The organism is Prochlorococcus sp. MIT 1300, from assembly GCF_034092375.1.
Classification (GTDB): domain Bacteria; phylum Cyanobacteriota; class Cyanobacteriia; order PCC-6307; family Cyanobiaceae; genus MIT-1300.
This window is the reverse complement of record NZ_CP139302.1, coordinates 1,580,425-1,593,957: the sequence shown is the minus strand read 5'-3', so window position 1 is coordinate 1,593,957 and position 13,533 is coordinate 1,580,425. Positions and strand designations below refer to the sequence as shown.

At 43.9% G+C, this 13,533-nt stretch carries 13 protein-coding genes and 1 pseudogene; 7 read left to right on the top strand and 7 right to left on the bottom strand.

Features of this window, described 5'->3' with window-relative positions; genetic code table 11:
• Nucleotides 1-150: 150 nt before the first annotated feature.
• Both SOI83_RS08225 and SOI83_RS08220 read right to left on the bottom strand, forming a co-directional pair.
• Entirely contained in the window at nucleotides 151-534 is a 384-nt protein-coding gene (locus SOI83_RS08225) for a DUF1818 family protein (protein ID WP_320676191.1), read from the bottom strand.
• Nucleotides 535-545: 11 nt separating this feature from the next.
• Nucleotides 546-773, bottom strand: coding sequence for a DNA-directed RNA polymerase subunit omega (locus tag SOI83_RS08220; RefSeq protein WP_320676190.1), 228 nt, complete (start codon nucleotides 771-773; stop codon nucleotides 546-548).
• Between the two features lie 382 nt (nucleotides 774-1,155).
• Between SOI83_RS08220 and SOI83_RS08215 the strand changes: the two genes are divergently transcribed.
• Entirely contained in the window at nucleotides 1,156-2,778 is a 1,623-nt protein-coding gene (locus tag SOI83_RS08215; protein ID WP_320676189.1) for an Hsp70 family protein, read from the top strand.
• A gap of 20 nt (nucleotides 2,779-2,798) precedes the next feature.
• Here the strand turns inward: SOI83_RS08215 and pyrR are convergent, their stop codons facing one another.
• The gene (gene pyrR / locus SOI83_RS08210) at nucleotides 2,799-3,338 is read right to left on the bottom strand and encodes a bifunctional pyr operon transcriptional regulator/uracil phosphoribosyltransferase PyrR (RefSeq protein WP_320676188.1); all 540 of its coding nucleotides are present in this window, start codon (nucleotides 3,336-3,338) and stop codon (nucleotides 2,799-2,801) included.
• A 178-nt stretch (nucleotides 3,339-3,516) separates the two neighbouring features.
• Between pyrR and gpmI the strand changes: the two genes are divergently transcribed.
• Together gpmI and secG are read left to right on the top strand one after the other, a co-directional pair.
• Entirely contained in the window at nucleotides 3,517-5,139 is a 1,623-nt protein-coding gene (gpmI, locus tag SOI83_RS08205) for a 2,3-bisphosphoglycerate-independent phosphoglycerate mutase (protein ID WP_320676187.1), read from the top strand.
• A gap of 56 nt (nucleotides 5,140-5,195) precedes the next feature.
• Nucleotides 5,196-5,426, top strand: a complete 231-nt coding sequence (gene secG / locus SOI83_RS08200; protein WP_320676186.1) for a preprotein translocase subunit SecG — start codon at nucleotides 5,196-5,198, stop codon at nucleotides 5,424-5,426.
• A 119-nt stretch (nucleotides 5,427-5,545) separates the two neighbouring features.
• Here the strand turns inward: secG and groL are convergent, their stop codons facing one another.
• Together groL and groES are read right to left on the bottom strand one after the other, a co-directional pair.
• On the bottom strand, nucleotides 5,546-7,183 hold the full coding sequence (groL, locus tag SOI83_RS08195) for a chaperonin GroEL (RefSeq protein ID WP_320676185.1): 1,638 nt from the start codon (nucleotides 7,181-7,183) through the stop codon (nucleotides 5,546-5,548).
• Nucleotides 7,184-7,249: 66 nt separating this feature from the next.
• The gene (groES, locus tag SOI83_RS08190; protein ID WP_320676184.1) at nucleotides 7,250-7,561 is read right to left on the bottom strand and encodes a co-chaperone GroES; all 312 of its coding nucleotides are present in this window, start codon (nucleotides 7,559-7,561) and stop codon (nucleotides 7,250-7,252) included.
• 228 nt (nucleotides 7,562-7,789) lie between these two features.
• Here groES and atpD point away from each other — a divergent pair, with 228 nt between their 5' ends.
• The 3 genes from atpD to SOI83_RS08175 all read left to right on the top strand — a co-directional run bounded on the left by atpD (nucleotide 7,790) and on the right by SOI83_RS08175 (nucleotide 10,456).
• Nucleotides 7,790-9,256 carry a F0F1 ATP synthase subunit beta gene (atpD, locus tag SOI83_RS08185; protein WP_320676183.1) on the top strand — a complete coding sequence of 489 codons (1,467 nt, stop codon included), beginning with the start codon at nucleotides 7,790-7,792 and terminating at the stop codon, nucleotides 9,254-9,256.
• 70 nt (nucleotides 9,257-9,326) lie between these two features.
• A complete protein-coding gene (gene atpC, locus SOI83_RS08180) occupies nucleotides 9,327-9,740 on the top strand; it encodes an ATP synthase F1 subunit epsilon (RefSeq protein WP_320676182.1) in 414 nt (137 codons plus the stop codon).
• Nucleotides 9,741-9,793: 53 nt separating this feature from the next.
• Nucleotides 9,794-10,456 (top strand): transaldolase family protein, encoded by a 663-nt coding sequence (locus SOI83_RS08175; protein ID WP_320676181.1) that lies wholly within the window; start codon nucleotides 9,794-9,796, stop codon nucleotides 10,454-10,456.
• A 63-nt stretch (nucleotides 10,457-10,519) separates the two neighbouring features.
• Here SOI83_RS08175 and SOI83_RS08170 read toward each other — a convergent pair.
• Nucleotides 10,520-11,017 (bottom strand): annotated as a pseudogene (locus SOI83_RS08170) (30S ribosomal protein PSRP-3); the annotation flags it as partial.
• Nucleotides 11,018-11,085: 68 nt separating this feature from the next.
• Here SOI83_RS08170 and SOI83_RS08165 point away from each other — a divergent pair.
• Complete coding sequence (locus SOI83_RS08165; protein WP_320676179.1) at nucleotides 11,086-11,865, top strand: TIGR01548 family HAD-type hydrolase; 780 nt, start codon at nucleotides 11,086-11,088, stop codon at nucleotides 11,863-11,865.
• Nucleotides 11,866-11,903: 38 nt separating this feature from the next.
• On the opposite strand, the gene SOI83_RS08160 is transcribed toward SOI83_RS08165, so the two are convergent.
• Nucleotides 11,904-13,223, bottom strand: coding sequence for an aminopeptidase P N-terminal domain-containing protein (locus SOI83_RS08160; RefSeq protein ID WP_320676178.1), 1,320 nt, complete (start codon nucleotides 13,221-13,223; stop codon nucleotides 11,904-11,906).
• Nucleotides 13,224-13,533 lie beyond the last annotated feature (310 nt).

Genomic DNA, 13,533 nt, shown 5'->3' with positions numbered 1-13,533 from the left:
GCCCTCGTCAAGTAGCAAAAAGCCAAAGGACTCCGTTTTCCACATCCTCAAACAATTAAAGGAATTCCGCAGGTGGGCTTGTGGAAAAACTGTGAAATAACAGTGCAAAATTTATGGAGAGATCATTCCCTAGAAAGCGATTAAAAAAGCTTATGTCTGACTGGAATCCCAGATCTTTCTCATTGCATCTGTAACAGCTTTGGAGGCTGGCGATGGCCAATAGATTTCCACCCCTCGCCGAGAAGGCTCACCCTTTCCATCCAATACAAGCTGAAGACTCCAAGATTTGCGATCTCCCTCCAAACACCCCCACCAAACATTCCGCTCAAGCTCTACCGAAAGAGATTCCTCTTCCATTAATTGATTTAAAAGGCCCTGGTACTCCTTAAGAAGATTGCGAATAAGACTCTCGAGCGAATTCCATTCATGATGGGTGAGCTCTATTGCAAAGCGATCAGCCCCTAGCAGGACTGGGAAATAAGCTCGGGAAGAATCTCTAGCTACTCGCCAACCAAGTCCTTCATATTGAATCACTAATCCTTGACCTAGCCAGGCAATAGATCAGGCTGATCCTGCTCATCACTTAGTTCCACGATGGCCCTTTGAACGGGCTTCACACTTGACTCCTCTAAAAGTCCATCAAAGTCATCAAACCTTCGTTGCTTAGCTCTGAAAGCGATTCGAACTGTTGTCAAATACCTATTAGTGGATTGACGGATGAGACTCTCTCCTCTCTTAGCGAGATCTTTCGAATCCAAGCCTGAAGAAATCACAGAGTCCGAATTAAAGGTTCTATTGATACTAATCGACTGTGAGCAAAAACTTCTAAGAAGTCAAATCTTTGCGCAAAGAGAGGTTCAGCTCAAAAAACTGTTGTAACGAGCCTGGGGAGCGCAAGGCAATTCTTCTACCAAGCCTCAATTCTGCAAACGGATGTCTCAAATAAACTATCAATGCAGCAATCTGCCTCATGTGCTGATAATCCTTACAATCTATTCTGATCACACCCCAGCTAAGCGAAATCCTGCACTGATTTAATGGCTGAAGTTTCGCTTTTATATCTGGCTCTTCCCTGTAGAAGGAAAACACCAAAGTTTGGAACCTATCCATCATCAGTCCTCTTACTCACTAATTGCCTGAGTACACACCCACAAAATGGAAAAATTACTCTCAGGACCAAATCAAAAGGTTCAGAGTCCAGATCAATTTGGGACATTGGCAATAGACCTCGGTAACACAACTACAGTTGTAGCCTTTCAAGGGGAAAAGGATCTTTCTCCTAAGTTAATTAATCTTCCGCACATTTGCCGCAAAGCTGGGGAAGTCCCAAGTCTTGTCTATTCAAAAGGTACAGAGCTTTCTCAAAAGCTTTTTGGGCAACAGGTTATTGACTACGGATTATCAAATGAGAGTAGTACTAAGCTTTCAAGTAATTTCAAACGCTTTATAGGTTCTACAGATTCAAATTCTTCGGCAAATGATAAATCTGATCTAATTCCTAACGCAGCAGGGGAATTGCTTCTTAAAAAGATATGGGAACTACTTCCCCAAGAGTTAAGAATTAAACGTTTAGTTCTAACCGCACCCGTAGAAAGTTATCAAGCCTATCGAACTTGGCTAATTAATGTTTGCAGCTCATTAAAAGTAGACGAAATAGCATTAGTTGATGAGCCCACTGCTGCCGCTATGGGGGCAGGTCTGCCCCCAGGCTCAAAACTACTTGTACTAGATATTGGCGGGAGCACAATCGACCTTTCTATGGTTGCCTTAGAAGGTGGAGAAGGTCGTGCCGCTCCTGTTGCGCAATTACTTAGATTTGCTGGACATGACCTTGAGGGAATCAGCAAGCAGACTCTTCGATGCGCAAAAGTACTGGGCAAAGCAGGACTAACTCTTGGGGGAAGGGATATTGATCACTGGATAGCTAGTTATTTATTTCCCAAAGAGCCTCTTACTGAATCTCTTCTAAATGCAGCTGAAGCACTTAAATGCCGCCTAAGTGATCAAACACTAAAAGATTCAGAAACAATTTTAGAAGTTGCTGCTGAAACAACAAATACATCAAAGAAATCTTTGCGACTTTCTAGAAATGAGCTCGAAAGACTTCTTATCGAGCGCGGTTTGTTGGAATGTCTTGAGGGCCTACTAAAGCAAACTCTGGCTAGTGGCAGAGCTAATGGTTGTGACCTCAAAGATTTACACGCAATAGTGACAGTTGGAGGAGGAACTCAGATCCCTCTAATAAAAAATTGGCTTAAAACACAAGTTAAACCAACCAAACTAATTACCCCTCCACCAATAGAAGCTGTTGCAATAGGGGCCTTAAAACTTACTCCTGGGGTAACTATTCGAGATGTACTCAAAAGAGGAGTATCTCTAAGGTGTTGGGAAAAGAGGACAAATCAACATATCTGGCACCCTATTTTTCTACCTGGTCAACCATGGCCAACCTCAGACCCTCTAGAAATGATTCTTTCAGCCAGTAGTATTAATCAAACCAAGATCGAACTTCTGCTCGGAGAACCTCAAGAGAAAGGAGCCCACGAGGTCATTTATATAGATGGGATGCCGACTTTAAAATCAACAAACAATACCTTAACGACTAAGGAGTGGGAGACGGTATCGGCCTCAATACCCTTAAATCCTCCTGGACAACCAGGTGAAGATTGTATCCGTTTAAAATTCAATATCGACTCTGAATCAATGCTACAAGTTGACGGCGAAGACTTGCGAACTGGCAATGCACTTAAAAGACAGCATTTAGGTTTAGTTAAATAATTAATAGTAGGTTAGATTAATTATCCTTGAAGAAGAAAAACCCCTTCTTCATCATCAATTTTACTTAGGCGCAGTTCAATATTTTCAGTGCGGCGCGTAGGGACTTGCCTACCACAAAAATCTGGTTGAATTGGGACTTCCCGATGTCCTCTATCAACCATGACTAAAAGCAAAACTTTTTGAGGCCTTCCCCAAGCTTGTAGTGCTTCAAGTGCAGCTCTCACAGTGCGTCCAGTAAAAATCACATCATCTACCAAGACGACCTGACGCCCTTCAACACTGGTAGGGAGTTCTGTCGGCTCAACCATTCTTGTACCTACACGAATCAAATCATCTCGATGAAAAGTGGGATCTAGAATTCCCTGAGCAATAGCTTTCCCCGACAAAGATTCCAGTTCCTTGGCGAGGACACGCGAAAGATGAACTCCCCTAGTCGGTATACCCAACAGAACTAAGTCACCAATATCTTTAACCGATTCCATAACTTGAGAAGCCAATCGCGTAATTGTCAGCCCAAGCTCTTGTTCGGAAAGTATCTCGACCCTTTGATCATTATTCATTGTTGGGTTGAGTCATTTCGCGTGCTGTCAAAGGAAAGTTTATTTCGATCCACCCTTTATTGAAACTAAAGGGATTGGCAAAAACTGACAGAACTCAGCACAATTGCAGCCCAACCTCCTAAAACCAGTAATTTAATAAACAAGAATCCTCTACACAGGAGGAATCATCGGGTTAAGAATGCCGAAAAGTATTTCCGGAGATTTCAATCCTTCCTGCCAGATCGCTCCTGTAGTCCTGGCAATACTTGATGGATGGGGGCACCGTGAGCAAAGTGAGAATAATGCGATTCGAAGTACCGAAACACCTGTCATCGATGCGCTTTGGCATGCCTATCCACATACACTCATCCAAGCCAGTGGAGCTGATGTTGGCCTACCAGACAACCAAATGGGCAACTCGGAAGTAGGCCATCTAACAATTGGTGCAGGCCGAATAATCCAACAAGAGTTAGTCCGAATAAGCGAAGCAGTCAATCAAAACAAACTTGGGGATACCAATGTCCTAAAAAACCTTGCAGGATCTTTAAAAGCATCTGAGAAAACCCTTCATTTAATTGGGCTCTGTTCAGATGGTGGGGTGCATAGCCATCTAGAACATTTATATGGGTTACTTGATTGGGCAAAATCAGCTGGCCTGAAAAAAATAGCTATCCATGCAATTACGGATGGGAGAGACACCCCTACTCAAAGTGCAACTACTTACCTGAAAGGAATACAACAAAAATTAGAAGAAATCGGAATTGGCAAACTTGCAAGCATTGCAGGCAGATATTGGGCGATGGATCGAGACAATCGATGGGAGAGAACGGCTAAATCATTCGATCTATTAACCAATCCAAATCTACCTATCAGTAATTGCACCTCAACTGAGGTCTTGCAAAAAAGTTATGGGAATGGAACTACAGACGAGTTTCTAGAGCCAACAAGACTTTCTTCTAGCTACATCAAAGAAGGTGATGGACTAATAATGTTTAACTTTCGCCCAGACAGAGCAAGACAATTAATCCAAGCTCTAACAATTAAAGACTTCAATAAGTTCGCCCGCCCATACAAGCCAAATATCAATGTTGTGACATTTACTCAGTACGAAGCAGAACTTCCTGTATCAGTTGTCTTTCCGCCAGAATCACTTGACAACCTCTTGGGACAAGTTGTTTCAGAACACGGGCTACGTCAATTCCGCACAGCTGAAACAGAGAAATATCCTCATGTCACCTACTTCTTAAATGGAGGGATAGAAAAGCCCCTAAAAGGGGAAGATCGTCACCTTGTTCCATCTCCAAGAGTTGCTACCTATGACCTAGCCCCTTCCATGTCGGCAGATGCACTTACGAATGGCTGCATCGAAGCTATTGAAAGCGGTTCCTATTCCTTAATTGTCATCAACTACGCAAATCCTGACATGGTTGGTCATACAGGGGTGATGGAAGCTGCACAGGAGGCCATCAGGAAAGTAGACGACTGCATAGGGCGCCTCTTAGATGCCACTGGCCGAATGAGCGGAACTTTGATCATTACCGCTGATCATGGCAATGCTGAACTAATGAAAGGTCCTGATGGCCAACCCTGGACAGCCCATACCACCAATCCTGTTCCTGTAATTCTTGTTGAAGGAGAAAAAAGAAAGCTAATTGGCCATGGGAATCAAATCCGCTTGAGAGAGGGTGGAGGACTAGCCGATATAGCTCCTACAGTTCTGCAGCTTCTAGAGCTCCCAAAACCAGAGGCAATGACAGGTTCTTCATTAATAGAAAATATCGAATTACCTAGAATCCCTCCAAGGTTGCCTCAACCCGTATAAAAGAGAATTCTCTTTCCCAAAACAGGGATTCCCAAAAAATTTTCTAGACTGAAAAAATGCTTATTTCAATTCTTTCCTGGGTCTGGGTAGCTTCAGGCCTACTCCTAATACTTTTAGTTCTTTTGCATAGCCCAAAAGGCGATGGTATGGGAGGCTTGGCAGCAAGTGGTAGTTCAATGTTTACAAGTGCAAGCAGCGCAGAAGCAACTCTTAGTAAAACGACTTGGGCTTGTCTAACTATCTTCTTGAGCCTTGCAATTATTCTTAGTGCAGGATGGCTTAAATAGATCCAAAATTAGAATATAAGCAAAAAAAATACATCAAAAATAATCTGGATCAGTACTTAAGTTAGAACAAAAAAGAAGGGACCTTTCGGTCCCTTCTTTTTTGTTCTAACCAAATGCAATTAATAATCGAAATCACCGCCCATGCCAGCTCCTGCTCCTGCAGGTGCTGCTTCTTTCTTTTCTGGCAAATCAGCAACAATACACTCGGTCGTAAGGACCATTCCAGCTATAGAAGCAGCATTTTGCAAGCCAGAACGTGTAACTTTCGCAGGGTCAACTATGCCTGCTGCAAGCATGTCAACGTATTCACCTGTAGCTGCATTATAACCATCGCTAATAGGCTTACTCTTAACATTTTCAGCAACTACAGCACCATTAGCGCCTGCATTCTCAGCAATCCTCATCAAAGGAGAGGTAAGGGCAGCTTCAACAATATTTGCACCTATCAGCTCTTCTCCAGCGAGATTGGCTGAAGCCCAGTCCTGCAATGCAGGTGCAAGATGAGCCAAAGTGGTACCTCCTCCAGGGACTATTCCCTCTTCAACAGCTGCCTTGGTAGCGTTAATAGCATCCTCGAGACGAAGTTTTTTATCTTTCATCTCTGTTTCAGTTGCGGCACCAACTTTTACTACTGCCACTCCGCCAGCGAGTTTGGCAAGACGCTCTTGAAGCTTTTCCTTGTCATAAGTGGAGTCAGTTTCATCCATCTGCTTCTTAATCTGCTCGCATCTAGCTTTTACAGCCTCTTCATTACCTTCTGCGACGATTGTGCTGTTGTCCTTGTTGATAGTGACTCTACGAGCTGTACCTAGCATTTCCAAGGTTGCATTTTCTATCTTCAGGCCAGCATCCTCAGTAATCAACTGACCATTAGTAAGAACTGCCATGTCCTCAAGCATGGCTTTGCGCCTATCGCCAAAACCTGGTGCCTTGACAGCTGCAACATTTAAGACGCCTCTAAGACGATTCACTACCAATGTGGCTAAAGCTTCCTTCTCTATATCCTCTGCAATTATCAAAAGTGGTTTACCTGTACGAGCAATCTGCTCAAGCACAGGAACCAAGTCCTGAACTAAAGCAATTTTTTTATCAGTTAAAAGAATGTAAGGCTCATCGAGAACTGCTTCCATTCTCTCGGTATCAGTAGCGAAGTAAGGAGATATATACCCCTTGTCAAAGCGCATGCCCTCAGTGACTTCTAGCTCAGTTGTCATGGATTTGCCTTCTTCAAGGGAAATCACCCCTTCCTTTCCAACCTTGTCCATGGCATTGGCAATCATGCGACCCACTTCTTCATCATTACCAGCAGCAATAGTTCCGCATTGGGCAATTGCATTGCTATCGCTGATGGGCTTCGAATGATCTTGGATTTGCTGAACCAAAAATTCAGTAGCCTTATCTATTCCCTTTTTAAGGGTTATTGCATTAGCTCCGGCAGCTACATTTCTTAAACCAGCTTTGACCATCGCATGTGCCAAAACTGTAGCTGTAGTTGTACCATCTCCAGCCGCATCATTTGTTTTGGAAGCTGCCTGCCGGATCAATGCAACACCGGTATTTTCAATGTGATCCTCTAACTCAATTTCCTTAGCAATGGTTACACCATCATTGATAATTTGAGGGGCCCCAAACTTTTTCTCTAAAACAACATTTCGTCCTTTAGGACCAAGTGTCACGGCCACTGATTCGGCCAGAATGTCAATACCACGTTCGAGTGCTCGACGGGCTTGCTCGTTGTAAATAATGCGCTTAGCCATGGGAAGCGTTTTCCTGAAAAGGGATGGTTTTTAATTCAATTGAAGGGCAGAGTTAACTGAAAAACTTCAGTTAACAACTGCAAGGATGTCCTTCTCGGACAAAAGAACGTATTCATCACTACCGAGCTTGATGTCGGTACCTGCATACTTGCTGTAGAGGACCTTGTCTCCTACTCCAACTTCAGGTGACTGACGAGATCCGTCTTCATTGCGCTTACCAGGACCAACCTGGGCGACCTCTCCGACCTGTGGCTTTTCCTTAGCGGTATCTGGCAAAAGAATGCCACCGGCGGTTTTCTCCTCCGATTCGGAGACTTTAATAAAAACGCGGTCTCCGAGAGGCTTAACAGTGGAGACGCTGAGAGAAACAGCTGCCATGGATTAATGCAGGAGGATCAACAACAGGGCGTAAAACGCCACAACGAGAGCTGAGCTAGCAGTCAGCCCCGACGAGTGCGAGCCTATTCGGAGACACCACTGCTCCGCCACATTTCAACTGTGCGGTTGACCGAACCCAAGCTTATGGTTCGGGCACAGTGGTAATCTTGCGCCGCTAAGGAAGGGCAATAGTTCATAGCCCGCCCCCTAAATTCACCAAATTTTCTTATGGCTGCTGCTGCTACTACCTCATCCGGCACCATGGGCGTCGTTCGCCAGGTCATAGGTCCGGTATTGGATGTGGAATTCCCTGCCGGCAAGCTGCCCAAAATACTTAATGCTCTCCGCATAGAAGGCAAAAATCCTGCAGGGCAAGATGTTGCTCTGACAGCAGAAGTACAACAGCTCCTAGGAGATCACAGAGTGCGTGCTGTTGCCATGAGTGGCACTGATGGTCTTGTCCGGGGGATGGAGGCACTTGATACAGGGGCACCCATCTCGGTTCCAGTAGGTGAAGCAACACTTGGCAGAATTTTTAATGTCTTAGGTGAACCCGTAGACGAACAAGGTCCTGTTACAAGTTCCGCAACAGCCCCAATACATCGCCCCGCCCCAAAACTTACAGATTTAGAAACAAAGCCAAAGGTTTTCGAAACTGGGATCAAAGTTATTGACTTGCTTGCTCCATATCGCCAAGGAGGAAAAGTTGGTCTATTTGGTGGTGCTGGTGTTGGTAAAACAGTTTTAATTCAGGAGTTAATCAATAACATCGCCAAAGAGCATGGCGGTGTATCAGTTTTCGGCGGTGTCGGAGAGCGCACTCGTGAAGGGAACGACCTCTACGAAGAATTCAAAGAATCAGGCGTTATCAATGCCGACGACCTTACAAAATCAAAAGTTGCATTGTGCTTCGGCCAGATGAATGAGCCTCCTGGAGCAAGGATGAGGGTAGGCCTTTCAGCTTTAACAATGGCTGAACACTTCCGGGATGTAAATAAGCAAGACGTACTTCTTTTTGTAGACAACATCTTCAGATTTGTGCAGGCTGGTTCAGAAGTTTCGGCACTTTTAGGCAGAATGCCTTCAGCAGTTGGGTATCAACCAACATTAGGTACGGACGTTGGAGAACTCCAAGAAAGGATCACTTCTACGCTTGAGGGCTCTATTACATCTATTCAGGCTGTATATGTCCCCGCAGACGATCTGACTGATCCTGCCCCTGCTACAACTTTCGCCCACCTTGATGCAACAACGGTTTTAGCACGTGCATTAGCAGCCAAAGGCATTTATCCAGCAGTTGACCCGTTGGACTCCACTAGTACCATGCTGCAACCTTCAGTTGTTGGCGACGAACACTATCAAACTGCTAGAAGCGTTCAATCCACTCTCCAGCGATATAAAGAACTTCAAGACATCATTGCAATTCTTGGTTTGGATGAACTCTCTGAAGAAGATCGTAGAACTGTTGACCGTGCAAGAAAGATCGAAAAATTCCTATCCCAGCCATTCTTTGTAGCTGAAATATTTACCGGTATGTCCGGTAAATATGTGAAGTTAGAAGACACTATCGCTGGCTTCAACATGATTCTTTCTGGAGAACTCGACCACCTTCCAGAACAAGCCTTCTATTTGGTTGGCAACATCGATGAAGTCAAGGCGAAAGCAGAAAAAATTTCCGCAGAAGCAAAGGGATAATCAAATCTCTTGATTCCTCCAAGGCTTCCAAAATCCCTAACCAATCAGTCACCTTCAACGCTATTAACTAATGTCCCTCACACTTAGGGTGCTGGCGCCCGACAAAAGCGTTTTCGATGGTCCAGCAGACGAGATAATTCTTCCAAGTACTACTGGTTTACTTGGAGTATTACCTGGACATATATCTATGGTTACAGCCCTAGATATAGGCGTTATGAGAGTTCTAACAAACGGCAACTGGAATTCGATTGCCTTAATGGGTGGATTCGCAGAAGTCGAAGCTGATGATGTAACTGTGCTAGTGAATGGAGCAGAGTTAGGAGAAAGTATTAACTCATCCTCTGCAGAAGCAGAACTTGAAAAAGCCAAAACAAACTTAAGTCAATTTGAAGGCCAAGAACCTTCCACTGAAAAGCTAAAGGCTCAACAAGTGCTTAGTCGTGCTCGTGCGCGAGTCCAAGCAAGCAAATCCTTAAATCCCTAAATAGATAAGATTTCTTCTAAGTTAAGTCCAATTCCAATGCAAAGGAGCATTGAATGGGACTTAAACTTTTTCTTGACAGTGCTGACAGAACAGCCTGGGCTGAATGTTTACCATTAGGACTTTTTTCAGGAATCACTACTAACCCTTCTCTACTTAAAGCATCTAAAGAGTCATCAGAAATAATTAATTTCCGGAGATTTGTAAAAGAAGCAGAACAACTTGGGATAAAAGAACTTCATATTCAAGCCTGGGGTGAAACAGCCACCAAAATCATCGACTGTGGTTTTGCATTGGCTCAACTTGCTACCCCCTCAATTAAAGTATTTATAAAAATTCCTATAACAAAAAATGGTACAAAAGCCGCAAAAATATTAATAGCATCAAATATTGCAGTGACCTTAACTGCCTGCTTTGAAGCAGAGCAAGCACTAATAGCATCTGCATTAGGAGCAAGCTATATAGCTGCTTACTTAGGCCGAATTAATGATCATGGAAAAGACGGCGAAAAAGAACTCATATCAATGCAAAAAATTTTAAAAGAATCCGAAAGCAATTGTCAGCTACTTGTAGCCAGCATTAGAAACAAGTCAGAAATAACCAGACTTTCTCATCAAGGAATAAATAATTTCACTATAAGAAAAGAAATTGCACAAGACTTATTTAATGTAAAAGCGACTATCGAAGCGGCAGATTTATTTGAGAAAGATGCGTTATAGAACATTCAACAGCTCGCCAATATATAGAAAGCTAGGTGGCGGCTGTATCTAAGCAGTCCCGCAGAAAGTCACGTCTGGAAATTTAAGCTTTGCCTCTTCAAGCCCTTTCCCTTTGCCCTCCTCTTGCCAATAATTAATCACTTCAGTGGCTTTATTCAAAACCTCAACTCTTTCATTATCAGTTATCCAGCTTTTACCCTCTAGCTCTCCTTTTAGAGTTTCCCATGCATCTTCTCGAGGCCAAAAGAAGTAAGCCGTTAAAGGGCTAGGACCACCACCAACAATTTGGTCTACTGCTAAGGCAACATTGTCAGGCAACCAAAGAATTTTTAGCAAAAAACGACCCTCATCAGCTTTTGGGGTATGTCCTGAAGGGACTCCATCAGCATCAATAGTCGCGGTAGCCAGAGCGGCTGTCCCACCATGTATGACAGGACGACCAGCTTTTGCAGCTGAACCATCCTCAGCACTATCTTTAGGCTGAGATACGGCCTCTGAATTATTAACAGGAGTACTTGCTGCGACCTCCTGGTCAGCGGCAGCGCCTTCGGATACCGTCATTTCAGCGATCTAAGAGTTTGAATAAACAACTAACCTAACAGCCCTACAAACTTGCAATTAATTAAAGCTTGAAAGGTTTGCTTCTATTCGACATTGACGGGGTCATTCGAGACGTCTCTAAAAGCTACCGTTTGGCCATTCAAAGAACCGTTAATCATTTCTGCGGCTGGGAGCCGGCCCTCAAGGAGATTGACAGCCTCAAGGCCGAAGGGAGCTGGAATAACGATTGGGATTGCAGCCTTGAGCTTATAAAAAGATTCCAAGATGCCCAGAACTTGTCATTAAATCCACCTTCTCGAAGTCACTTGATTGAGATCTTTAGTGGATTTTATTTTGGAGGGGATCCTTTCACAGCCGACCGAACTGAATGGAAAGGATTTATCCGAAACGAACCTTTACTAGTTGAAAAAGATTTTTTTGAAGCCTTAAGCCTCAAGCAAATTACGTGGGGGTTTGTTAGTGGGGCCGAACCCGAATCAGCAAGGTTTGTTCTTGAGGACCGGATTGGTCTCAAGAACCCCCCCCTAATTGCGATGGGAGACGCTCCTGACAAACCAAACCCTCAAGGTTTTTTGCAATTAGCCAACAGTCTTGGCAAAGGGCAGCTTGGCGCGAACTTCCCACCCATTGGATATCTAGGAGACACAGTCGCAGATGTTCTAACAATTAAAGAAGCAAGGAAAAAATTGCCGGGGCAAACATTTATCAGTTTAGCTATAGCGCCTCCACATCTTCAGGGAGTCCAACACCAAAATACCCGCAAAGAATATGAAAATAAACTTATCAAATCAGGTGCTGAAAGGATACTCTGCAAAACAACTGATGCTATACATTTCCCCTTCATCTAATAATCTGATCAAAGAAAAATCATAGGCCAATAACCTATTTAAGCTTCTAAATCGTCAATCGACTTTAGGGCATCTCCAGACAAAACTTCAGGCTCATTTCCTGTTACCAAAACATCATCTTCAATTCGAATACCAATACCCTTCCAATGGTCCTTTATTTCAGGTTGCCCTTCAGGAACAGCAAGGCGATCACTTACGTATATCCCAGGCTCAACTGTAAGGACCATTCCTTCTTCCAACTCCACGGGATATTCACCCAGCCTGTAAGCACCGACATCATGTACATCTAATCCCAGCCAATGACCTGTTCGATGCATATAAAGATGACGATAACTACCTTCTGCAATGACTGATTCAGTGCTTCCGACCAAGAGTCCCAGTTCTATTAACCCCTCCACCAAAATACGCAGCGCTGTTAAGTGCACTCCTTCAGCATCATGACCAACAACAACATCCTCTACGGCAGCTCTTTGAGCAGCGAGGACAACTTCATAAAGGTCCCTCTGCTGAGGAGTAAAGCGACCATTAACAGGGAAAGTACGGGTGATATCACCGTTGTAGTAATCAACTAAAGAGCATCCTGCATCAATTAACAGCAGATCCCCAGACCTAAGTGTGCAATTGTTTGCTGTGTAATGGAGTACGCAAGCATTATCACCGCCAGCAACAATCGATCCATAAGCAGGTCCTCTTGCTCCCTGCTCCAAAAAATAATTCTCCAGAACTGCCTGAACTTGTCGCTCATTAATTTCTGGTCTAACAAACCTACGGGCTATTTCATGTGCTTCAGCCGAGATTCTTGCAGCCTCCCTCATGCGCTCCAACTCCTCAGGCTCCTTTCTAAGCCTCATTTCATGAAGGATTGAACAGGGTGCAAATAAACCGAATGCCGCTTGACCACTTTTAGAGGAATGATCGAGTTGTTTACACCAAGCCCGCAAAACTAAAGTTTCAATCTTGGGATGTTTACCAACTCTGAAAGCTATCCCTTTAGCCCCTAAAAGGTAATCGACTAAGTAGTCTTCTAAATCACTTAATGGATGAGCAATGTCAACCCCAAAATGTTCTATGGCGCCATTCGTACCCCAACGCGAACCATGCCAAACTTCATTTTCAGGTTCCTTAGGCCGAACAAAAAGTACAAACTGCTCTCCTTTGTCTCTATGAGGCAAAAAAAGAGCAACTGCATCAGGCTCATCAAAGCCTGTTAAATACCAAAAATCACTATTTTGCCTAAATGGATACTCACAGTCAGCATGGTGAACAACCATCGATGCAGCTGGAATAACTGCCGCTTTCCCTTCTAATTTCGCAAGAAATCTTTCGCGCCTTTTTGAAAAGTCAATCAAATTAATCACAGCGAAGACTCAGAATTCATGCCAAACCAAAAGGGAGTGGGCCTTAAACTTACTGGGTAAACAGACCTTCGATGAGCAAATAGGGTGACTATTGAAGCTAATAGGAAAAGCACTTGGCTGATTCAACCACTAGATGTATAAACGAAAAACTGAATCACTACCCAAAGCGATTACCAACTCTTCGATTGGTTGGGCTGTATGAAACAACCTCTCCCCCCCCTTCAACAATCCATAGACTTAAGTAGTACTTAAGCTGCAGCCACTTCATTTCTTGCAAATAAAGCAATCATGGATTCTTCCATGCCGTCCA

Coding starts and splice junctions, on each gene's coding strand:
- atpD (WP_320676183.1), top strand. CDS start 7,790: ATGGCTGCTGCTGCTACTACCTCATCCGGCACCATGGGCGTCGTTCGC.
- SOI83_RS08175 (WP_320676181.1), top strand. CDS start 9,794: ATGGGACTTAAACTTTTTCTTGACAGTGCTGACAGAACAGCCTGGGCT.
- groL (WP_320676185.1), bottom strand. CDS start 7,183: ATGGCTAAGCGCATTATTTACAACGAGCAAGCCCGTCGAGCACTCGAA.
- atpC (WP_320676182.1), top strand. CDS start 9,327: ATGTCCCTCACACTTAGGGTGCTGGCGCCCGACAAAAGCGTTTTCGAT.
- groES (WP_320676184.1), bottom strand. CDS start 7,561: ATGGCAGCTGTTTCTCTCAGCGTCTCCACTGTTAAGCCTCTCGGAGAC.
- secG (WP_320676186.1), top strand. CDS start 5,196: ATGCTTATTTCAATTCTTTCCTGGGTCTGGGTAGCTTCAGGCCTACTC.
- pyrR (WP_320676188.1), bottom strand. CDS start 3,338: ATGAATAATGATCAAAGGGTCGAGATACTTTCCGAACAAGAGCTTGGG.
- SOI83_RS08215 (WP_320676189.1), top strand. CDS start 1,156: ATGGAAAAATTACTCTCAGGACCAAATCAAAAGGTTCAGAGTCCAGAT.
- gpmI (WP_320676187.1), top strand. CDS start 3,517: ATGCCGAAAAGTATTTCCGGAGATTTCAATCCTTCCTGCCAGATCGCT.